21 protein-coding genes are annotated in these 21,514 nt (G+C 70.1%); 13 read left to right on the plus strand and 8 right to left on the minus strand.

Annotated features, from left to right (window positions below; translation table 11 throughout):
* Positions 1-138: 138 nt before the first annotated feature.
* A complete protein-coding gene (locus tag ACTHL4_RS09500) occupies positions 139-606 on the plus strand; it encodes a hotdog fold domain-containing protein (protein ID WP_440282513.1) in 468 nt (155 codons plus the stop codon).
* A 3-nt stretch (positions 607-609) separates the two neighbouring features.
* On the opposite strand, the gene ACTHL4_RS09505 is transcribed toward ACTHL4_RS09500, so the two are convergent.
* Positions 610-1,491: a LysR family transcriptional regulator gene (locus ACTHL4_RS09505; protein ID WP_440282514.1), complete on the minus strand. Its 882-nt coding sequence runs from the start codon at positions 1,489-1,491 to the stop codon at positions 610-612.
* A gap of 143 nt (positions 1,492-1,634) precedes the next feature.
* Between ACTHL4_RS09505 and ACTHL4_RS09510 the strand changes: the two genes are divergently transcribed.
* Entirely contained in the window at positions 1,635-2,633 is a 999-nt protein-coding gene (locus ACTHL4_RS09510; RefSeq protein ID WP_440282515.1) for a YeiH family protein, read from the plus strand.
* Positions 2,634-2,642: 9 nt separating this feature from the next.
* Here ACTHL4_RS09510 and ACTHL4_RS09515 read toward each other — a convergent pair whose 3' ends face one another.
* Entirely contained in the window at positions 2,643-3,626 is a 984-nt protein-coding gene (locus ACTHL4_RS09515; protein ID WP_440282516.1) for an N-acetylglucosamine kinase, read from the minus strand.
* A 115-nt stretch (positions 3,627-3,741) separates the two neighbouring features.
* On the opposite strand from ACTHL4_RS09515, the gene hemW reads away from it, so the two are divergent.
* The gene (gene hemW, locus ACTHL4_RS09520; protein WP_440282517.1) at positions 3,742-4,974 is read left to right on the plus strand and encodes a radical SAM family heme chaperone HemW; all 1,233 of its coding nucleotides are present in this window, start codon (positions 3,742-3,744) and stop codon (positions 4,972-4,974) included.
* Between the two features lie 67 nt (positions 4,975-5,041).
* Here hemW and nadC read toward each other — a convergent pair whose 3' ends face one another.
* From nadC to ACTHL4_RS09545, 5 genes are all read right to left on the minus strand, one after another.
* Positions 5,042-5,920, minus strand: a complete 879-nt coding sequence (nadC, locus tag ACTHL4_RS09525; RefSeq protein WP_440282518.1) for a carboxylating nicotinate-nucleotide diphosphorylase — start codon at positions 5,918-5,920, stop codon at positions 5,042-5,044.
* Positions 5,917-7,368, minus strand: coding sequence for an L-aspartate oxidase (locus tag ACTHL4_RS09530; protein ID WP_440282519.1), 1,452 nt, complete (start codon positions 7,366-7,368; stop codon positions 5,917-5,919). The genes nadC and ACTHL4_RS09530 overlap by 4 nt, the downstream gene beginning before the upstream one ends.
* A complete protein-coding gene (nadA, locus tag ACTHL4_RS09535; RefSeq protein ID WP_440282520.1) occupies positions 7,365-8,369 on the minus strand; it encodes a quinolinate synthase NadA in 1,005 nt (334 codons plus the stop codon). Before nadA ends, ACTHL4_RS09530 begins: the two co-directional genes overlap by 4 nt.
* Before the next feature lie 121 nt (positions 8,370-8,490).
* Positions 8,491-9,384, minus strand: a complete 894-nt coding sequence (locus ACTHL4_RS09540) for an NUDIX hydrolase (protein ID WP_440282521.1) — start codon at positions 9,382-9,384, stop codon at positions 8,491-8,493.
* Between the two features lie 10 nt (positions 9,385-9,394).
* Positions 9,395-10,273, minus strand: a complete 879-nt coding sequence (locus tag ACTHL4_RS09545; RefSeq protein ID WP_440282522.1) for a DUF3097 domain-containing protein — start codon at positions 10,271-10,273, stop codon at positions 9,395-9,397.
* Between the two features lie 112 nt (positions 10,274-10,385).
* Between ACTHL4_RS09545 and hrcA the strand changes: the two genes are divergently transcribed.
* From hrcA to ACTHL4_RS09560, 3 genes are read left to right on the plus strand one after another with little or no spacing between them, the layout of a single operon-like run.
* On the plus strand, positions 10,386-11,411 hold the full coding sequence (gene hrcA / locus ACTHL4_RS09550) for a heat-inducible transcriptional repressor HrcA (protein ID WP_440282523.1): 1,026 nt from the start codon (positions 10,386-10,388) through the stop codon (positions 11,409-11,411).
* Between the two features lie 33 nt (positions 11,412-11,444).
* On the plus strand, positions 11,445-12,572 hold the full coding sequence (gene dnaJ, locus ACTHL4_RS09555) for a molecular chaperone DnaJ (protein WP_440282524.1): 1,128 nt from the start codon (positions 11,445-11,447) through the stop codon (positions 12,570-12,572).
* 6 nt (positions 12,573-12,578) lie between these two features.
* Entirely contained in the window at positions 12,579-13,316 is a 738-nt protein-coding gene (locus ACTHL4_RS09560) for a 16S rRNA (uracil(1498)-N(3))-methyltransferase (RefSeq protein ID WP_440282525.1), read from the plus strand.
* Here the strand turns inward: ACTHL4_RS09560 and ACTHL4_RS09565 are convergent, their stop codons facing one another.
* Positions 13,317-14,081, minus strand: a complete 765-nt coding sequence (locus tag ACTHL4_RS09565) for an ArsR/SmtB family transcription factor (protein ID WP_440282526.1) — start codon at positions 14,079-14,081, stop codon at positions 13,317-13,319.
* 96 nt (positions 14,082-14,177) lie between these two features.
* Between ACTHL4_RS09565 and ACTHL4_RS09570 the strand changes: the two genes are divergently transcribed.
* The 7 genes from ACTHL4_RS09570 (at position 14,178) to era (ending at position 21,513) form a co-directional block, all read left to right on the plus strand.
* The gene (locus ACTHL4_RS09570) at positions 14,178-15,560 is read left to right on the plus strand and encodes an MFS transporter (RefSeq protein WP_440282527.1); all 1,383 of its coding nucleotides are present in this window, start codon (positions 14,178-14,180) and stop codon (positions 15,558-15,560) included.
* A 360-nt stretch (positions 15,561-15,920) separates the two neighbouring features.
* Positions 15,921-17,303 carry a DUF222 domain-containing protein gene (locus ACTHL4_RS09575; RefSeq protein ID WP_440282528.1) on the plus strand — a complete coding sequence of 461 codons (1,383 nt, stop codon included), beginning with the start codon at positions 15,921-15,923 and terminating at the stop codon, positions 17,301-17,303.
* A 24-nt stretch (positions 17,304-17,327) separates the two neighbouring features.
* Complete coding sequence (locus ACTHL4_RS09580) at positions 17,328-17,501, plus strand: hypothetical protein (RefSeq protein WP_440282529.1); 174 nt, start codon at positions 17,328-17,330, stop codon at positions 17,499-17,501.
* A gap of 121 nt (positions 17,502-17,622) precedes the next feature.
* Complete coding sequence (locus ACTHL4_RS09585; protein WP_440282530.1) at positions 17,623-18,717, plus strand: PhoH family protein; 1,095 nt, start codon at positions 17,623-17,625, stop codon at positions 18,715-18,717.
* Positions 18,718-19,215 (plus strand): rRNA maturation RNase YbeY, encoded by a 498-nt coding sequence (gene ybeY / locus ACTHL4_RS09590; RefSeq protein WP_440282531.1) that lies wholly within the window; start codon positions 18,718-18,720, stop codon positions 19,213-19,215. It begins immediately after the preceding gene.
* A gap of 5 nt (positions 19,216-19,220) precedes the next feature.
* On the plus strand, positions 19,221-20,552 hold the full coding sequence (locus tag ACTHL4_RS09595; RefSeq protein WP_440282532.1) for a hemolysin family protein: 1,332 nt from the start codon (positions 19,221-19,223) through the stop codon (positions 20,550-20,552).
* A gap of 49 nt (positions 20,553-20,601) precedes the next feature.
* Entirely contained in the window at positions 20,602-21,513 is a 912-nt protein-coding gene (gene era, locus ACTHL4_RS09600) for a GTPase Era (RefSeq protein ID WP_440282533.1), read from the plus strand.
* Position 21,514: the final 1 nt, after the last annotated feature.

The raw sequence follows: 21,514 nt of genomic DNA on the forward strand, positions 1-21,514 counted from the left end.
CGAGGGCAAATCCAAGACCGAAGCACTGCGCTGCCTCAAACGACGCCTCGCCCGCGTCATCTTCAACCTCCTGACAACAGACCACAACAACCGTCAAACCCCGGCCCTACCGGCCGCGGCTTGACATAGGAGAAACGTATGACGTCGACGTTCCAGCTCTACCAGCGCTTGGCCGGCAAACCGTTCGGACGACAGGTGTTCGCCCTGGGCTTCATGGCGCGGGCGCCATACTTCGCCACCGTGCAGCCGCAGGTACGCGAGATGGCGCCCCACCGCGCCGTGGTGCGGATCCGCAAGTGGCGCGGAGTGCAGAACCATATCGGCACCATCCACGCGATCGCGGTCGCCAACGGCATGGAAGCCGCCATGGGGCTGCTCGCCGAAGCGACGGTCAAGCCGGCAACTCGCTGGATTCCCAAGGGCATTCAGCTCGAATACATCGCAAAGGTGCCGTCCGCAGTCGACTGCATCGCCGAGACCGATCCGGCGGACTGGGACCGGCCCACCCCGCACGAGGTGCCGGTGCGGGTCACCGGCAGGCTTGCCGACGGCACCGAGGTGGTCAACGGCGTCATACCACTGTGGGTGACGGAGGCGAAGAGCTGACGCTCACGCGCGACCGGCGATCGCGACGAGTTCCGCGGCGGGTCCACGCAGTCTGCGCGGGCCGGTCCAGACGGCGCGCAACTGACGATGCAGCCGCAGGGTCGTCGGGACCTCGAGCAGCGCACCGGTGGCGAGTGCGTCGGAGACTGCCAGTCTGCTCAGCACGGCCGGCGCCGTGCCGGACTGGACGCTGACCCGCACGGCGGCGTTGCTCGCGAGCTCCACCGCCGGTTGCGCCGGCGCCCCGAGTGCTTCGTCGAGTGCGACCCGCGTGCCGGAGCCGGGCTCGCGCACGACCAGTGGAGTGATCCAGAGTTCGTCGGCGGTCACCGGTTCCCGGCGGCCCGCCCACGGGTGCCGGGGCGTGACGACCAGGACGAGTTCGTCGTGTGCGACGACGAGGTGATTGACGCCCCGCGGTGGTTGAGGCCCCTCGATGAAGCCGAGGTCGCAGCGTGCTTCGAGCAGATCCGACAGGACGTCGTGCGTGTTGTGCACGTGGATCTCGATGCGTACTTGCGGTTGCGTCTCCCTCAGCGTGGCCAGCCACGACGGCAGGAGGTGCTCGGCGATGGTCTGGCTGGCTGCGACGACGAGCGACTCGCTGCTGTCCGTCGCGAGGGAGGTTGCGCCCTCGGCCAATTCGCGCGCGGCCTGCATCACGCTGCGCGACCACTCGACCACCAGCAACCCGGAGTCGGTGAGCGTCGATCCCGCGGTCGAGCGGTGCAGCAGCGTGATCCCCAGATGGCGCTCCAGGCGAGCGATGGACCGGCTCGCGTTGGGTTGCGCGACACCGGTGGCGCGGGCGCCGGCCGACAGGCTGCCGTGATCGGCGACGGCGACGAGCAGCTCCAGGGCACTCAGGTCCGGCCAGCATGTCATATGCGGAGGATATACCCACTATGGGGAGATGACGGCTACCGCCGGCGGGCGCACGGCCCGAACCTTGTCAGGTGGCAACGACGACATATTCCGACCGTGCAGCAGCAAGCCCTTCGGCCGGTGGCGATCCGCACGAGCGCTCTGTGCTGACCTACCTTCCCGGGTTGCTGGTAGCCGTGGTGATCGCTTCCCTCGCAACGGTTCTCGGCCACTTCGCACCCGTCATCGGCGGCCCGGTGTTCGGGATACTGTTGGGCATCCTGGCGGGCTCGGCCGTGCCGCTGATGCGTCATGAGCGGCTCACACCCGGCGTGGGCTTCGCGAGCAAATCGGTGCTGCAGCTGTCGATCGTGGTGCTGGGCACCGGGCTGTCGCTGGCGAAGGTGATCGAGGTGGGCGGTGGCTCGTTGCCGGTCATGCTGGGCACCTTCGCGGTGGCCCTCGGCGGTGCCTACGTCCTCGGCCGGCTGCTGGGGATCAACGGCGAGCTGTCCACTCTCATCGGTGTCGGCACCGGCATCTGCGGTGCCTCGGCCATCGCCGCGACGACGGCCGTCATACGACCCAAGCAGTCGAATGTCGCCTACGCCATCGGCACGATCTTCACCTTCAACATTCTCGCCGTGTTGCTGTTCCCCCCGATCGGGCACCTGATCGGGATGTCCGGTCATTCGTTCGGGCTGTGGAGCGGCACGGCGGTCAACGACACCTCGTCGGTGGTCGCCGCGGCATACAGCTTCGGCGACGGCGCCGGACCCTACGCGATCGTGGTGAAGCTGACCCGCTCGCTGCTGATCATCCCGATCGTGATGGTGCTGGCGTTCCTCACCGCACGACGGGACGCCGCCCATCAGGGCGAACAGGTCAGCATCCCGTGGCGCAAGGTGGTGCCGGCGTTCCTGGTCGGATTCCTGGTCGCGGCAGCACTGAACTCCATCGGCGCCATCCCCGCCGGCTGGCACGATGCGCTGACGTTCCTCGGCACCTTCCTCATCACCGTCGCCCTCGCGGCCATCGGCCTGGGAATGCGACCCGCACAATTGCGGGCCGCCGGGCACCGGCCCCTGCTGCTCGGCGCACTGCTGTGGATCTGCGTGGCGCTGGCCAGCCTCGGACTGCAGGCGGCCACGGGGACCCTCTGACGTCGCGGGTCAGATCCGAGACCGTATGGCGCGGAGCGACGTCCGGGCGTGTGCGTGTCGGTCGGCGTCGACCGTGACGCTCGCCGAGCGCAGGTTCATGCAGATCGCGCCGAGCGTGCCGTCGGAGACGGCATCGACCGGTCCCGTCCAGCCACGCTCGCGCAGGAGTTCGGTCACCCGGGAGCGCAGCCCCGCCTGATGGAAGAGCACACTTCCGCCCACGACCAACGGTGCGTCGCGATCGGGGGAGTCCAGCGCGGTGACGGTGTCGGCCAGACCGGTGCCCGCATCCTCGATGATGGACCGGGCGATCTCGTCGACGGGGGCCTGCTCGAAGACCAGGGGCGCGAACCGTGCGATGCCGGGTGTGGGGATCGCGTAGACGGCGGTGACGAGCTGGTCGAGCAGCACGTCCTTGCCGGCGGACCGATCACCGACCACACCAGCTGCCGGCAGCAGGGCCTCGGTCAGGCTGGTGCGGGGGCCGCGGCTGTCGAGATCGGCGGTGACGGCGCGCACCGCCCGGCGTGCGATCCAGTAGCCGGAGCCGACGTCGCCCATCAGCCAGCCGCGGCCGTCACTGCGCGCTGTCGTGACACCGCCGCGCACCACGATCGCCGCAGCTCCGGTGCCGGACACCAGCGCGGCACCATCGAGCGCGGCCGTGCCCGCGAAGAGGATGGCCTCCAGGTCGCTGCCGATGCGCAGCTCGGCCGAGACGCCCAGTTGCTGCAGCCCGCGCTCCACGCCGGTCAGTCCGACCGCAGAACCCGCCATCGCCGCAAGGGCGTGGCCGATGTCGGCAGGTTCCGCCTGGGCCTGGCGCAGGGCGGTGTGAGCCGCCGAACGCATCGCATTGGCAACGCTTTCCACGCCTGATGCGGTCGGGTTGCCGCCGCCGGCGACGGCATACCCCATGCACGTCCCGTCGGCATCGTGGACCAGGGCCCGCGTCGAGGTGCCGCCGGCGTCCACGGTGAGGAAGAGACTCATGGGGTCCATTCAACCGGGTGCTCGGCACGCCATCACAGGGAGCCGCTGTCCGGGTGCGCACTGGCGAGCGGGTCGCGGCCGAACCTCGCGGAGCGGCGCGACCTACCATTGCCGGGTGCCTTCCACCCTCCCCGTCGGAGAACCCGTGCCGTCCGACGGGTCGCTGCCGGCGACGGCGCTGAACGGGCTGGCCGGTCGCCGGCTCGGCCTTTATCTGCACGTGCCGTTCTGTGCGGTGCGGTGCGGTTACTGCGATTTCAACACTTACACGATCGGTGAACTCGGCGGGCACGGCGCGGGTCTGTCCACCTATGCCGACGCCGCCGTCGCCGAGCTGCAGCTCGCGCGCCGGACGCTGGGCGAGGAAGCTCCCGCGATCAGCACCATCTTCGTCGGTGGGGGCACTCCCACGATGCTTCGTGCCGACGACCTGGCGCGAATGGTGGCGCAGGCCGGTGGCCTCTTCGGGCTGCAGCCGGACGTGGAGGTCACCAGCGAGGCCAACCCGGACACGGTCGACGGACGCGTGGCCGAGACGCTCGCCGCGGGCGGGTTCACCCGGGTGAGCCTGGGCATGCAGTCGGCTGTTCCGCACGTGCTCGCGACCCTGGAACGCACCCACGATCCGGCCAATGTCGGTGCTGCCGTGCGCGCGGTCCGCGATGCAGGGCTGCAGGTCAGCCTCGACCTGATCTACGGCACGCCGGGGGAGAGTCCGGCCGATTGGCGACGCAGTCTGGAGGCTGCGGCCGAGCTGGAGCCGGACCACATCAGTGCCTATGCCCTCGTCGTGGAGGAAGGCACCAAGCTGGCCGCGCAGGTGCGCCGTGGTGTCGTCGCCCTGCCGGAGGACGACGACGAGGCGGAGAAGTATGAGATCGCCGAATCAGTCCTGACGGCAGCAGGATTCGACTGGTACGAGATCAGCAACTGGGCACGGCGGCCGGACGCGCGGTGCCGGCACAACGAGTCCTACTGGCGCGGCGACGACTGGTGGGGCGTCGGTCCGGGTGCGCACAGCCATGTCGGCGGGGTGCGCTGGTGGAACGTCAAGCACCCCTCGCCGTACGCCGAGCGTGTGCTGGCCGGCGCGTCGCCGGGTGCGGGTCGGGAGATCCTCACCGACGCGCAGCGGTATGACGAGCGGGTGCTGCTCGGCGTGCGGCTGTCGGACGGCCTGAGCCTGGACGTGCTCGACGAGGCCGGTCGCTCCGCCGTCGCCGGGCTGATCGCCGACGGCCTGCTCGACGGCGCGGCAGCGGTCCGCCGGCAGCGCCCGGCCGCCCGGCTGACCCTGCGGGGCCGGCTGCTCGCCGACACCGTGGTGCGCCGCCTCCTCGGCTGGTAGCCCTTCCCGCCGAGACGTCATGCGCGATGCGGGTGCGTCGGCTGAGGTGGGCAGCGAAGCGCCTGGGTCAGCTGTGCAGGTCGAGGCCGAAGTCGTGGCAGCGCACGCTGTGCGTCAGGGCGCCGACCGAGATCGCGTCCGCGCCGGCGCGGGCCAGTTCCTGCACGGTCTCCTCGTCGACCCCACCGGACACCTCGGCCACGAGCGGCGCCGGGTGACGGCGGATGTGGGCGACCCCCATGGCGACCTGCCACGCCTCCATGTTGTCCAGCAGCACCGCGTGCACGACCGGCGGCCGGCCGTCGGCGATGCGCTCGGCGTCGAAGGCGAGGACCGTGTCGAGTTGCTCGATGGTGTCGACCTCGATCTCCACGCGGACCAGATGACTGCCGGCCGCGGCCAAGCGCTCCAGGACGGGGAGCAGTCCGCCGCCGAGGCCGATGTGGTTGTCCTTGACCAGCACGGCGTCATACAGCCCGAACCGATGGTTGGTGCCGCCACCGTCGAGGACCGCCTGCTTCTCCAGCTCGCGCAGACCGGGCGTGGTCTTGCGCGTGTCCACGATGCGGGCCTTGGTGCCCTCCACCAGATCGACGAAAACGCTGGTGCGGGAGGCGATCCCGGTGAGGTGACCCAGCAGGTTGAGGGCGGTGCGTTCGGCGGTCAGCACCGACCGGGCCGAGCCGGTGAGGGTGGCGACGAGATCTGCGGGCGCGAGCTTGTCACCTGGCTGCTTGGCCCAGTCGACCCGCAGCGACGGATCGACGGCGGCGAAGGTCGCAGTCGCGGCGGCAGGGCCGGACAGGACGCCCTCCTCCCGGCTGACGATGTATGCCGTCCCTGCCGCGTCGCCCGGCACGGTCAGCCGGGTGGTCAGGTCGCCGCCCAGGCCGAGGTCCTCGGCGAGCGCCGTACGTACGACCCGTTCGAGTTCGGGGCTGATCATGGTGTCACTCCTAAGGATTCGGCGGCCGCGGGGGCGGCGTCATCGGTGCGCCGGTGCGCGCCGACGCTGTGCGGGTGGGCCAGAGCCGAGCGCGCGACGAGCCAGGCGACATACGACACGTCATCGCCGGTGTGCGGCGCCAGCAGACGCACGGCGCGGTGCAGACCGGCACCGTCGCGCAGCACCCCGCACGCGTCGCCCAGCACGCGACGAACGTCCTGCATCGCAAGAGTGGCACGGTTGGTGCGAGGCAGCACCGTCGCAGGGTCGGCGGGCTCGATCCGGCAGTCCCGGGTGCCCGGCCCGGCACACGCGTCCTCGGCGGCCGCGCGGCCGCTGACCACCGCCTCCAACAGGGAGTTGGAGGCCAGCCGGTTGGCACCGTGCAGCCCCGTGCGAGACACCTCGCCGATCGCCCACAGACCAGGCACCGACGTGCGGCTGTGGTCGTCGACGGTGACCCCGCCCATCGAGTAGTGCAGCGCGGGCCGGACGGGCAGCAGGTCGGCGGCGAGGTCCAGGCCAGACGCCGCGGTGAGTTCCGCGACGGCGGGGAAACGCCTTGCGACCTCTGGGATCCCACGCGCGTCCAGCCGGACGGTGCGACCCGCCGACAACTGCTCCCACACCGCCGCGGCCACCACGTCACGAGGCATGAGCTCGTCGACGAAGCGGATCCCGTCGGCCAACAGGGTCGCTCCCGCGCCGCGCAACGCCTCGGTGAGCAGCGGCATCGGGTCGCGCGGAACGTCCAGTCCGGTGGGGTGGAACTGCACCAGATGCAGGTCGTCGGTGCGTGCGCCGATCCGGGCGGCCAGCGCAACGCCCTGGCCGAGCGCCGTGGTTGGGTTGGTGGTGTGCGGCCAGAGCCCACCGAGCCCGCCGGTCGCGAGGACAACGCGTTCGGTCTCGATCAGCTCCTCGGTGCCGTCGGCGCGACGGACCACGACACCCCGTACGGCGCCGTTCGGGAGGACGAGCACCTCGATGGCCGAGTGGTTCTGACGGATCTCGATCGTGGGGGAGTGGAGCACCGCGGACGCCATACAGGCGGTGATGGCGGCGCCACTGTGATCACCGGCGTGTGCGACCCGCGGGCGGCTGTGGCCGCCTTCCAGCGCGAGGTCGAGGCTGCCGTCGGGCGCGCGGTCGAAGGGGACCTCCAGGTCGGCGAGCAGCCGGACGACGCCGGGGGCGGCGGCGGTGATGCGATCGATGACCGCGCGGTCGCCGGCGAACGCACCGGCCCGCCAGGTGTCGTCGGCGTGGTCCCGGGTGGAGTCGTCTGCGGCGAGTGCGGCGGCGACCCCGCCCTGCGCCCACATGCTGGCTGCGCCGGACGTCAGCGAGGCGGCGGTGATCAGCACGACCGGCTCGGTCGCTGCCCAGGCGCAGGTCAGGCCGGCCAGTCCGGATCCGACGACGACGATCGGCGTGCGCAGCGTCATCGCGCAGCCCCTCCGGGGGTCGCTTGCAGCATGCGTTCGATGGCGCGGCGGGCGGGGGCGGCGACGGCCGCGTCGACGTCGATCTCCGGGCCGCCGGATTCCAGCGCAGCACGTATGGCGCCCAACGTGTTTCGCTTCATGTGCGGGCACAGGTTGCACGGCCGCACGAACTCCAGGTCAGGGTGCTGTGCGGCGATGTTGTCGCTCATCGAGCACTCGGTGATCAGTGCGACGCTGGCCGGCTGCTCGTCCTCGACATACCGCTGCATGTCGGCGGTCGACCCGGCGAAGTCGGCCTCGGCGACGACGTCGGGCGGACACTCGGGGTGTGCGAGCACCGTCACGCCGGGATGTCCCTGGCGGATCTGCACGATGTCCAGCGGGGTGAAGCGTTCGTGCACCTCGCAGGCGCCGGGATGCGTCACGACCTCGACACCGGTGAGGGCGGAGATGTTCCGGGCGAGGTACTGGTCGGGGATCATGATCACCTTGTCGACGCCGAGCGAGGTGATGATCTGCACGGCGTTGCCGGAGGTGCAGCAGATGTCGCTGGCGGCCTTGACCGCCGCCGACGTGTTGACGTAGGTGACGACGGGTGCACCCGGGTGCTGCTCGCGCAACGCCGCAATGTCGTGTGGCGTGATGCTTTCGGCGAGCGAGCAACCCGAGCGCAGGTCGGGCAGCAGCACCCGTTTGCCGGGGTTGAGCAGCTTGGCGGTCTCGGCCATGAAGTGCACACCGGCGAGGACGATGGTGCCGGCGTCGACGTGCTGCGCCTCCCGGGCCAGCGCCAGGGAGTCGCCCTTGATGTCGGCGACGCCGTGGAAGACCTCCGGTGTCATGTAGTTGTGCGCCAGGATCACCGCATCCTGCTCGCGCTTGAGCCGGTGGATCGCCTCGATGTCGTCGGCATACATGGCCCACTCGACCTCGGGGATCACCTGCCGCACGTTCTCGTATGCCGCCGCGTGGTCGTAGGACAACTCGCTGATGCTCACCATTGCTCCTCAGCTTGGTAATGCTCACAATGAGTAAATGCTGAGACTGAGCATAACACCGGTGCGGCATCGTCAGAAGGGACGGAGCCCGGAGTTCCGAACCGGCGGCCGTCCGGTTGGCGGCCTACCGAGGCAGCGGCAGCTTGGTGCCGACCTGAGCACGTTCCTCGCGGACCGAGCCGCGGAAACGGTAGAGCTTGGCGGGGCGTCCGCCGGTCTCGTGCGAGACGTCACCGGTGGGTTCGACGAGCTCGTGCTGGACCTCGACGGCGCGGCGGAAGTTCTGCTTGTGCACGTGCTGGCCGGCGACGGCCTCCACGGTCTCCTGCAGGGCGAGCAGGGTGAACGTCGCCGGCATCAGCTCGAAGACCACCGGCCGGTATTGCAGCTTGGCCCGGATCCGGGAGAGGCCGGTCGCCAGGATGCGGCGGTGGTCGTGCAGCATCGGACCTGCGGTGAGTGCGGAGATGCGTCCGGCGGCAGGGGATTCGGCGACCAGGCCGGCTTCCCAGAGAAGTTCGTAGCGCTGCAGCGCCAGGTCCGGACGCCAGGGTGTGTCGTCGTAGCCGAACAGGAAGCGGCAACGGTCGAGGCGTTCGGTGGACTCACCGCACCAGCGGCGCAGCGCCCGCTCAAGCTCCTCGCCGAGGCGGTCGGTGCGGTCGTCGCCCAGATGCCGCCGATCCTCCCACGGCAGCAGGTCGTACAGCGGTGACCAATCGGTCGGGCGCACGCTGCCCGCGATCGACGCACGGGTGAGTCCCAGATAGGAGATCGAGACCGTGCGCCGGTCGTCGCTGGACCGGCCGAGGTCGGCGAACGTGTAGAGCTGCTCGACATACCCCAGATCGAATCCGCTGCGGCCGCGGGCGAACTTGCGAACTCCGGCCTGCAACGAGTCCTGTCCCGCGGTCAACGGTCCGGCCGGCAACGCGGGTGGTTCACCGGTCGCGAGGACCCAGGGCCGGCCGGCGTCGACGGCCAGTACGACGGCGACGAGCTCCGCCTCGAGCTTCATCCGCCGGCTCTCATGCAACGGCCGTGACGAAGTCGATGAGTTCCTCGACCCGACCGAGCAGCTCGGGCTGCAGATCGGTGTAGCTGCGGACCGTGCCGAGGATGCGCTTCCAGCCGTTCGCGACATCGGCCTGGCTCGCGTGCGGCCAGCCGAGTTCGGCCAGGACGCCGTGCTTCCAGGAGGTCCCGCGCGGTATGACGGGCCACTGCTTCCAGCCGAGCCGCTCCGGACGCACGGACTGCCACACGTCGACATACGGGTGGCCGAGCACCAGGACATCCTGGCGTGCCTCGGGTATGGCGAGGGCGTCGGCCACGATCCGGGCCTCCTTGGTACCCGGGACCAGGTGATCCACCAGGACGCCCATCCGGCGCTCGGGGGTCGGGCCGAACTCGCGGATGACCGCGCGCAGGTCGTCGACGCCGTTCAGCATCTCGACCACGACGCCTTCGATGCGAAGGTCCGCGCCCCAGACCTTCTCCACGAGCTCGGCGTCGTGCTTGCCCTCGACGAAGATGCGCGACCCGCGCGCGACCCGCGCCGTCGCATCGGTGACCGCACGCGAACCGCTGGCGGTGCGCGCTGCGGCGTCCCGGGCTGCCTGCAGCGCGGCCGCGTCCGAGCGCGAGGCGGCGGCCACCAGCTCGACCGGTTTGCCGTCGATGAGGAAACCCGGACCCATCGGGAAGGCGCGGCTGCGGCCGTGCCGGTCCTCCAGGTGCACGACCCGCATGCCGCCGGACTTCTCGACCGACACGACGGCACCGCACCAGCCGGTTTGGACCTCCTCCACGACCAGTCCGGGTTCGGCGGGAATCTGCGTCGAACGTCCCCGTGGCGGCTTGCGCCAGTCACCCGCGAGCACGTCGGTGCCATATCTGTCCGTCACGCCGGGAAGCGTAGTCGGGGATTCGGCTCGCTTGCGGGAGGCAAGTAGACTTGGCACTCGACATACCTGAGTGCCAGACGTAGGGCCCGGGCGAGTGAGGAGGTGACCGGTCATGAGCGACGAGCGCAGGCTGCAGGTGCTGCGAGCGATCGTGCAGGACTACGTGTCGACCTCCGAACCGGTCGGTTCCAAAGCGCTGCTGGAGCGTCACCAGCTGGGGGTCAGTGCGGCCACCGTGCGCAACGACATGGCCGCGCTGGAGGAGGACGGGCTGATCGCCGCGCCGCACACCTCCGCCGGCCGCATCCCCACCGACGCCGGTTACCGGCTGTATGTCGACAAGCTCAGCCAGATCAAGCCGCTCTCCCGGGCCGAACGCAATGCCATCGAGGCGTTCCTGGTGCGGTCGGTGGATCTGGACGACGTGATCTCGCGCACCGTGCGGCTGCTGTCGTCACTGACCGGGCAGGCGGCAGTGGTGCAGTACCCCTCGTTGAATGCCGCCAAGGTCCGGCACGTGGAGCTGGTGCCGCGCTCGGCGGACCGCCTCAGCCTCATCGTGATCCTGTCGACCGGTCAGGTCGAGCAGCGCGTCATCGACCTGGGCCGGACGATGACCGAGGCGGAATCCGACGAGCTGATCCATCAGTTGCGGGCCGGCCTCAACGACAGAAGCGCCGGCCTGCGTCGCGCGGTGGCGGCCGGCGCGTTGCGGGACTGGGCCGCAGGTCTGGCCGAGGACTCGTCGGATGCCCGCGTGACCGTGGTCGAAGCGGTGGCCGCCGCTCTGGCGGAGGAGCGCGAGGACCGCGTCGTGCTGGGTGGCACCGCCAACCTGGTGCGCTCCAGCGACTTCGCGCTCTCCCTCGGGCCGCTGCTGGACGCCCTGGAGGAACACGTCGTACTGCTGCGGTTGTTGACGCAGGAGGGCATCGAGCCGACCGAGGGCGTGGCGGTCCGCATCGGCACCGAGAACGCCATCAGCGGCCTCACCGGCACGTCGATCGTGACCACGGCATATGACGCGGGAAGCCTGGCGAGCCTGGGCGTCCTCGGTCCGACCCGCATGGACTATCCCTCGACCATGGCGGCGGTGCGTGCGGTCGCACGCTACGTCGCCGACATCCTGGAAAACTGACCTCGAACCGCACCAACAGCTCGAAGGAGCTTCGTGAACGACTACTACGGCGACCTGGGCGTCGCGCAGAACGCGAGTCCGGAAGAGATCAAGCGGGCCTACCGCAAACTGGCCCGCAAGCTGCACCCGGACGTCAACCCGTCCGAGGAGGCTTCCGATCAGTTCAAGAAGGTCGCGCAGGCGTATGACGTCCTCGGCGACGCCGAGAAGCGGCGTGCCTACGACATGGGCAACGATCCCTACGCGACGGCCGGTGGCGGCGCGGGCTACGGCCAGGGCTTCTCGTTCTCCGACATCATGGACGCGTTCTTCGGCGGTTCCGGCGCCGCCCAAGGCGGCCCGCGTTCGCGCACGCAGCGCGGCCAGGATGCTCTCATCGCGGTCGAGATCGACCTGGGCACAGCGGTTTTCGGTGGTGCGGAGGAGTTGACCTTCGACACGGCGGTCACCTGCTCGGTGTGCCACGGTGACGGGGCGCGGCCGGGCACCGGCAAGCACACCTGCGACATCTGCCATGGCAGCGGCCAGGTGCAGGAGGTGCAGCGGTCCTTCCTCGGCCAGGTGATGACCACCCGGCCCTGCCAGGCGTGCCGCGGTTACGGCGAGATCATCGACGACCCCTGCTTCAATTGCTCCGGCGAGGGCCGGGTGCGTGACCGGCGGACCATCACCGTCAAGGTGCCGGCCGGCGTCGACACCGGCACCCGCATCCAGTTGACCGGTGAGGGCGAGGTCGGCTCCGCCGGCGGCCCAGCGGGTGACCTCTACGTCGAGGTGCGGGTGCGCAAGCACCCGACCTTCCAGCGACGCGGCGACGACCTGCACTGTTCGGTCGAACTGCCGATGACCGCTGCAGCGCTCGGCACCGCGCTGCCGCTGGACACCTTCGACGGCGAGCGTGATGTCGAGATCCCGCAGGGCACCCAGCCGGGTGACGTCATCACGCTGCGCGGTCTCGGGGTGACGCACCTGCGCTCGCAGGTCCGCGGGGACCTGCTGGTCCACGCCAATGTGCGGGTGCCCACCAAACTCGACCCGCAGCAGGAGGAGCTGTTGCGGCTGCTGGCCAAGGAGCGTGGCGAGGAGCGCCCGGAGGCGCGCTTCGGCCGGGTCGAGAAGGGGCTGTTCGGCAAACTGCGGGACGCCTTCCAGGCCAAGTAGCCGCCGGTGACCGCACGCCTCTTCTTCGCGACCGTCGGTGCGCTGCATGCAGCCGCCGTCGGCGGCACCGTCACGGTCAGCGGTGACGAGGCACGGCACGCCGTGGTGGTCAGCCGCCTGGCGGTCGGCGAGACCGTGCAGGTGGCGGACGGATCGGGCCGGGTCGCCGAGGGCCCGATCGTCGCCGCAGCCCGGAACGGCTTGACCGTGCAGATCGCGACTCTTCGCGAATCCCACCGTCCGGCAACCCGTTTCGTGCTCATGCAGGCGCTGGCCAAGGGTGGCCGTGACGAGCAAGCCGTCGAGGCTTCGACCGAGCTCGGCGTGGACGCGGTCATCCCGTGGCAGGCCGATCGCAGCATCGTTCAGTGGCGCGGCGCCAAAGCGGACAAGGCGCACGCGAAATGGGAATCACTGGTCGTCTCGGCCAGCAAACAGTCACGCCGCCCGACCGTGCCGGACGTCGAGCCGCTGGTGACCAGCCGGAGCGCACCGGCACGCCTGCAGGATGCCGACGCCGTCGTCATACTCCACGAGGAGGCGGACGTCGCGATCGGCGAATTCGACGTGCCTGCAGGAGAAGTCGTCGTCGTGGTCGGGCCTGAGGGCGGGATCAGCCCCGACGAACTGACGGCGTTCGAGGCGGTCGGCGCTCGCGCCATACGCCTCGGGCCGACGGTGCTGCGTGCGTCCAACGCCGGCCCGACAGCGCTCGCGGTCCTGTTGGCCCGCAGCCGCTGGTGATCAGCCGGCCAACTCCTGCGAGATCGCCGGCGCCAGCCGCGCGAAGCCGGCCGCGCCGGCCGAGGTCAGCGCGAGTTCGCGCGGGCGCGGACCGTCGCAGACCCAGGCACGGTCCCGCGCGGCGGACAGGATGGCCGCACCGAGCGCGCCGGCCAGGTGCTCGCGCTGCTCCGTCCAGTCCAGGCAGAAGCGCAGCGTCGGCCGGTTCAGGGCCTCGACCGCCGCGAGATCCACGCCCCAGGACGCCAGGTGGTCCTGCGCTCCGGGCCCGAGCTCGAAGCGATCGGCCGGGACCGGTGCCGACAGGCGGTCGCCGACCCGGCGGCGGGTGTCGGCGTGTGCGTCGAGGGCGTGCAGCACACCCGTGTCGATCAGGGCGGCGGTGATCGCGACACCGAGCCGGCCGGCGAAGTGGTCGTAACAGGTGCGCGCCGTGCGCAGCCGTGCCATCCGGGTGCCCGTCCGCAGCGAGGTGATCGGGGGCAGCGGGGTCATCGCGATCAACGCCTCATAAGCGGCGGCCACTTGCGCGTCGGCCAGATAGTAGAAGCGGTGCCGACCACTCACCTCCACCTGGACGATCCCGGCATCGAGCATCCGCCGCAGGTGACCGCTGGTGGTCGCGGCGCTGACCCCGGCCTCCGTCGCCAGGCGCGACGCGGGCAGGCGCCGCCCGTCGATCAGTGCGCCGATCATCCGTGCCCGAGCACGGTCGGCGAAGACCGCGGCCACGTCCGCGACGTCCCGCTGCTGCTTCCCGGTCATGTCGCCATTCTGGCCGCCGGACGTTTCGCCGGCCACCGAAGCGTCCGCTCTACGGTTCGGTGAGCGCCGAAGGTTCACGGCCGCAGGCTGGTGCGTATGACGACAACGGAATCCGCACCGGCCGGCACGGCGCAGGGCGGGCGTGGCCGCAGCCTGCTCATCCTGTGCTCGGCGATGTTCCTGGTGTTGCTCGACGTGTCGATCGTCAACGTCGCGCTGCCCAGCATCGAGCGGGGCATGGGCGGCGGCACGGCCGGCGCGCAGGCGGTGGTCGACGGCTACACGGTGCCGCTCGCGGCGTTGTTGCTGACTGCGGGAACCGGCGCCGATCGGTGGGGCGCGCGTCGTGCGTTCGTCGTGGGGCTGGTGGCTTTCGGCATGGGCTCGATCGGATGTGCGGCGGCATCGACGCTCCCGGTGCTGGTGACCGGCCGGGTGGTGCAGGGCGTTGGTGCAGCGGCGATGTTGCCGGCCAGTCTGTCGCTCATCACCGCGATCTGGGAGCACCCGGACGAACGGGCTCGGGCGATCGCCGTGTGGTCCGGTGTCTCGGGCTCGGCGGTCGCGCTCGGGCCGCTGGTCGGTGGCGCGCTCATCGGCGTCGGCAGTTGGCGCCTGATCTTCCTGATCAATGCGCCCGTCGTGGTCGCGGCAACGGTGGGTGCGGTCACGTTGCCGCGCGGCCGGACCCAGCAGCGGCCGCTCGACCGGTTCGGCGCGGTGACCTCGACCGCGAGCCTGGGATGCGCGATCGCCGGACTCATCGAACTCGGCCGCGCAGGGACCAGTCCGGTCGGATTGCTCCTCGTGGCGGCGGCCGGCGCAAGCGGAACGGCGTTCGTGGTCGGGCAGCGACGCGCCGCGGCGCCGATGGTGCCGCGTGAGCTGTGGCGCAACCGCGAGTTGCTGCGGGCGTCTGCCGGATCGCTCGGGATGAACCTCGTCGGGAACGGTTCCCTGCTGGTGCTGGCCTTCCTGCTCCAGACGGTGCAAGGCAGGGACGCCTTCTCCGCCGGCCTGGCGACATTGCCGATGTTCGCGCCGCTGACACTCGTGCCGTTGCTGGCGCGCCGGCGGATGGTGCGGATCCGTCCCGTTCGGCTGATCCGCGCCGGGTTCGTCGTCGGCGTGCTCGGCGAACTGTCGCTGGCGCTCGCGGTATGGCGCGCACCGCACGCGCTGCTGCCCCTGGTCCCCGGGATGCTGCTCGCGGGCGTGGCGCTCGGCATGCTGGTGATGCCGCTGGTCGCGACGTCGGTGGCAGCAGCGCCGAGCGCAGCGGGGGTGGTGGGCGGCCTGAACAACGCCGCCCGGCAAACCGGAACGTCGTTCGGGGTGGCGTTGTTCGGTGCGATCGCCGGCTCCGTCACTGCACCCGGCGCCACCTGTCGTATGGCGTGGTGCTTCGTCGTCGGTGCCGGCGTCTGGCTGCTCGCGATGTGGCTGGCGGCAGGCCGACGAACGAAGCCGATCGAGTAGCGGGCGAAGCGGCACAGCGTCGATCGAGTAGCGGGGGAGCGAAGCGGAGGAGCGTATCGAGATCAGCGCCCGAATCCGCCAGAAGCTGTGTGGCCGAGCTCGCGCCCTGAGGAGTTCGTGAGGGACGAGCGAGCGTCTCGAAGGGCACGTGCGGAAACGTGCGTCGGTCGAGTGCCGGAGGAGCGGAGCGAGGGAGGCGTATCGAGACCACGCCCCCATCGGAGCCTGGCGACTGCGGACGCCCGGCAGACAGTCAACCAGTTAATCAGAAATGTGTTCGATGAAATGCTAGCCGTTGTCAGTGTACTCCGGTATCCTGTGGGTAGACGAAAACACAGGCAGGTCAGGGGGATTCATGCCATGAGCATCAATGATTCAGTGGTGGATGCTGCCTTGGTCGCGCAGCCGGGGCGTGGCCCGGAAGTGCTCTCCGTGCTGCAAGCGGCCGCGGAAGTTTTGGACGAGGTTCCCGGTGCGGTGCACCAGCTCGGTGAGGACGAGGAGGGCGACCTGGTGACGGCCCTGTTGCGGCTGCAGGGCCGGTCCGCGCAGCTGGTCACCCTGGTGGCCGCAGACGCGGCCGAACGGGGCGCGGTCGACCGGTCGGACGCGGCCACCACGGCCCAATGGTTGGGCGCTCATGTCGTCGATGTCCCGGTCGAGCCGAAGACGGTGCGGACGATGGCCGCTGTCGCGGACGCGTGCCGGGCGCGGAAGAACACTGTCATCGGCCAGGCTCTTCGAGACGGGTCGTGCTCGGTCGAATCGGCACGGACCGCCCTGACGCAGGCGGACAAGGTGGGGCCGGTGATCCCGACCGCCGACCGTGACGAGGTGCTGGGCTGGTTCCTGCAGGTGGACTCTTCGCTGGGGTGTGCCGGTCTGACCCGGCTGACACGGGAGATCCTGGCCCGCTACGCCCCGGACAAGCTCTCCGACGACGACGAGAAGCTCGAAGACACCGAGACGCTGTCGTGGTCGACGACACCGACCGGGATGACCCGGCTGGTGGCCGAGTTGTCGCCGGCGAACGCGGCCATTCTGAAGGAAGCGATCAACGCCAAGTCGGCGCCCGATCCGGCGAAACCCGATGCCAGCACGGGTCACGGGTCGGGTGCCGTCTTCGGCCTCGGCGGCGCCGACACATCCGAAGCCTTCGATCCGTCCGCAGGTTCGGGTGAGCCGGTGCGTGATGAACGCTCGGCGGGCAAGCGCCGGGCGGACGCGCTGATGGACCTGGTCGGTGCCGGCGCCCGTGCCGCGGCGGGGGACGGTGTGCAAGCCAGTGCCGCGACAGTGTTGCTGACCATCGGGTTGGACACCCTCACTTACGGCAGCGGCCCCGCGCACACCAGCACCGGCGACGTGATCGATGCGGGCGCGGCGCGGCGGTTCGCCTGCACCGCCGACCTCATCCCCGCCGTCCTCGGTGGACCCAGCGCTCCCCTCGATGTCGGCCGGCGAGAACGCCTGGCCACCAGGGCCATCCGGGCCGCGGTGATCCTGCGCGACCGGGGGTGCACCTTCCCCGGCTGCGACCGGCCACCCGGGTTCTGCGAAGTCCACCACGTCACCCCTTGGTGGGCCGGCGGCCACACCTGCCTGACCGACTCGGCATTGTTGTGCGGCAGGCATCACCACACCGTGCACCGGCAGGGCTACATGGCCGAGGTCCGACCCGACGGCGTGCACTGGATCCTGACACCCGGCCTGATGCCCGGCCACCACACCGCGGCAGCCTGAGCCTTGAGGCGCAAGAGGGCTGTGGTGACATTCGGAGCGGTCCGCGTCGTCGATCTGCCTTCCCGGTGGTCGATCGGCGACCGCAACGAGCTCCCGGCACGACTCATGCGGCAGGGGAGTTCCGCCGTCTGCAACATCAGTGGATTGGCGGCGTGGTGGAGCGCACTGCCGATCGGCATGAGCAAGCTCGAGCGGTGACGGGGCTCCGTCGCGAAGATACGAGAGCGAGGTCGTCTCGGCGGACCGATGGGTCCTACGGGGCGATCGGGCAGCAAACGATTCGAAGGCGTCGGTCATCGCCCGTAGAATGGGACGCACGATGACAAGTGATGATCATGATCCTCAGCCCGGGTCGCTGAAGCGGTCGGCCGACAACACCGGCACCGACCCCGGCGCACCGGGCGACGTGCACGCCCAGCACACCATCGAGGTTCCGCCGGACGTGTCGATGGTGACGCTCCTCGGGCCGCGCGACGAGTTGCTACGCACCATGGAGCGGGCCTTCCCGAAGCTGACCATCCACGTGCGGGGCAACGTCTTCCACCTGGCCGGCCCGCCCGCCGACATGGCACTGGTCGAGGAACTGCTCGACGAGCTGCTGACGGTGCTGGACGCGGGCCAACAGCTCAACCGTGACGCCGTCGAGCGCTCGATCGGCATGCTGCGGGCACGGACCCGCGAGCGTCCGGCGGATGTGTTGACGATGAACATCGTCAGCAACCGCGGTCGCACCATCCGGCCGAAGACGTTGGGGCAGAAGGAATACGTCGACGCCATCGACGAGCACACCGTGGTCTTCGGCATCGGCCCGGCCGGCACGGGCAAGACCTACCTGGCGATGGCCAAGGCGGTCGCCGCGCTGCAGGCCAAGCAGATCAACCGGATCATCCTGACCCGGCCGGCGGTTGAGGCGGGTGAGCGCCTGGGTTTCCTGCCCGGCACGCTCAACGACAAGATCGACCCCTACCTGCGGCCGTTGTATGACGCCCTGCACGACATGATCGACCCCGACTCCATCCCACGGCTGATGGCTGCCGGCACCATCGAGGTGGCGCCGCTGGCGTACATGCGCGGACGGACCCTCAACGACGCGTTCATCATCCTCGACGAGGCACAGAACACCTCGGCGGAACAGATGAAGATGTTCCTCACCCGGCTCGGCTTCGGCTCCAAGATGGTGGTCACCGGAGACGTCACCCAGGTGGACCTGCCCGGCGGCACCATGTCGGGTCTGCGCGTCGTACAGGACATCCTCGGGGACGTGGAGGGCATCCACTTCTCCCGGCTGACCGCCCAGGACGTGGTGCGTCACCGGCTGGTCAGCGCGATCGTCGAGGCGTACGAGGAGTTCGATGCCCGCGGCGCATCGGCTCGTCCGGCGAAGGTCGTCCGTGCCGAACGGCGGGGCAAATAAATGAGCATCGACCTGCTCAACGAGACGGATTTCGAGGTCGACCCGCCGGAACTGCGCGAGTGCGCGGTCCACGTGCTGCACGAGCTCAACGTGCACCCCGAGGTCGAGCTCTACATCGGCATCATCGACGAGCCGGCCATGGAGTTGCTGCACAAGCAGTGGATGGACCTGCCGGGGCCGACCGACGTGATGAGCTTCCCGATGGACGAGCTGCGGCCCGGCAAGGCCGGTGACGAGCCCGTCGAGGGCGTGCTCGGCGACATCGTGCTCTGCCCGACGGTCGCGGCCAAGCAGGCGGCCGAGGCGGGACACACGACCGCCGAGGAGCTCCTGCTGCTGACCGTCCACGGTCTGTTGCACCTGCTCGGCTTCGACCACGCAGAGCCGGACGAGCGTCGCGAGATGTTCTCGCTGCAGCGCACCCTGTTGCTCACCTTCCTCGCCGGCCGCGACCGCCAGGGTGAGGACGTGCGCATCATCCCGCCGACCGGCGAGTGAGACCCATGGTTGCCCTGCTCATCGCAGCGCTGGTGTCGGTCGTCCTCGGCTTCGCCTTCGCCTCGGTCGACTCCGCCCTCAGCCGGATCGGCCGCCACACCGCGGAGGACCTGGTCGAGCAACAGCGGCGCGGCTCCGACGCGCTCGCGCGGCTGGCCCAGGACACCTCGGCGGTCGCGATGGTGCTCACCTTCCTGCGGGTCGCCGCCGAGGCGACCGCAGCGGTGCTGGTGACCCTGGCGGTCCGCGAGGCCGTCGACGACTTCTGGGTGGCGCTGCTGGTCGCGATCGCGGTGAGGGCCGTGGTGTCCTTCGTCCTGGTCGGGGTCTCACCACGCACGCTCGGGCGCCAGCACGCCATACCCGTGGCGCTGGGCGCCGCTCCGGTGGTGCTGTGGCTGCACCGCATCCTCGGACCGATCGCCCGCGCCCTCGTCGCCGTCGGCAACGCCGTGACCCCCGGACGCGGCTATCGTGACGGGCCGTTCGACACCGAGGAAGAGCTGCGCGAATACGTCGACCTGGCAACGGATTCGGAGCTCATCGAGGACGACGAGCGCAAGATGATCCAGTCGGTCTTCGAGCTCGACGAAACTGTCGTCCGCGAGCTGATGGTGCCGCGTCCCGACATGATCACCATCGATGCCGGCAAGACCCTCGGCCAGGCGATGCGCCTGTTCATGCGATCCGGCTTCTCCCGTGTGCCGGTGGCCGACGGCAGCCCGGACGCCATCGACGGAGTCCTCTACTTCAAGGACGTCGCGGCACGGGTCTTCCGCCGTGACGAACTGCTCGACGAGCCGGTGACCTCGGTGATGCGGGACGTGACGTTCGTGCCGGACAGCAAGCCGGCCGACGATCTGCTGCGCGAGATGCAGCTGGTACGCCGCCACTTCGCGATCGTGATCGACGAATACGGCGGCACCGCCGGCCTGGTGACCCTGGAGGACATCATCGAGGAGGTCGTCGGCGAGATCGACGACGAATTCGACCGGGTGACGCCGGGACCCGAGCAGTTGCCGGACGGCACGGTGCGTGTTCCGGCCCGGATGTCGGTGGACGACCTCGCCGAGTACTTCGACGTCACCATCGAGGAGGACGACGTCGAGACCGTCGGCGGCCTGCTGGCCAAGCTGGTCGGCCGCGTGCCGATCCCCGGCGCCGGCGCCACGGTCGCCGGGCTGCACCTGACGGCCGAACGTCTGGCCGGGCGGCGACACCAGATCGCGACGGTCGTGGTGGAGCGGGAGGAGTCGCCGGAGGCGGCCGCCCCTGCCGCAGCCGGCGGTGACGCGGGGGCGGATGTGCACGCGACCGCCGGCATACAGCAGGATTGACGGTGGTTCTCCAGCCCCATGGGCGCACGTCGGCGAAGGAAGTACTGCAATGAGTGACTACCGTGCGGGATTCGCCTGCTTGGTCGGCCGGCCGAACGCCGGCAAGTCGACACTGACCAACGCTCTGGTGGGGCAGAAGGTCGCGATCACCTCCAGCAAGCCGCAGACGACGCGGCACACCATCCGCGGCATCGCCACCACGGACGAGGGACAGCTGATCCTGGTCGACACGCCGGGACTGCACAAGCCGCGCACGCTGCTCGGGCAGCGGCTCAACGACGTGGTGCGTGAGACGTTGATGGACGTCGACGTCATCGGCTTCTGCCTGCCGTGCGACCAGCGCATCGGCCCCGGCGACCAGTTCATCGCTGCCGAGCTGGCGGAGTTGCGGCGCGGCCGTCGCCGCCCCGTCGTGGCGCTGGCAACCAAGTCCGACACCGTCGATCGCAACCGGCTCGCCGAGCACCTTGTCGCGATCGAGCAGCTGGGCGACTGGCAGGAGATCGTGCCCTGTTCCGCAACCGCCGGCGAGCAGGTCGACACCGTTCTCGCCGTGCTGATGAAATACCTGCCGGAGTCCCCGAAGCTCTACCCGGACGGCGTGCTCACCGACGAACCCGACGATGTCATGGTCGCCGAGCTGGTGCGCGAAGCGGCACTGAAGGGTGTGCGGGACGAGCTGCCGCACAGCATCGCCGTGGTCGTGGAGGAAATGCTGCCACGCGAGGACCGCCCCGCAGACCGGCCGCTCATGGACGTCCGGGTCAACATCTTCGTCGAGCGCTCCAGCCAGAAGGCGATCATCATCGGTCGCGGCGGCTCCCGGTTGCGCGATGTCGGCACCCGGGCGCGCCAGGCGATCGAGGAACTGCTCGGGCAGAAGGTGTTCCTCGACCTGCACGTCAAGATCGCCAAGGACTGGCAGCGCGACCCCAATCAACTGTCCAAGCTCGGCTTCTGAG

Origin of the sequence: Flexivirga sp. (assembly GCF_051955415.1) — a bacterium.
Taxonomy (GTDB): domain Bacteria; phylum Actinomycetota; class Actinomycetes; order Actinomycetales; family Dermatophilaceae; genus Flexivirga.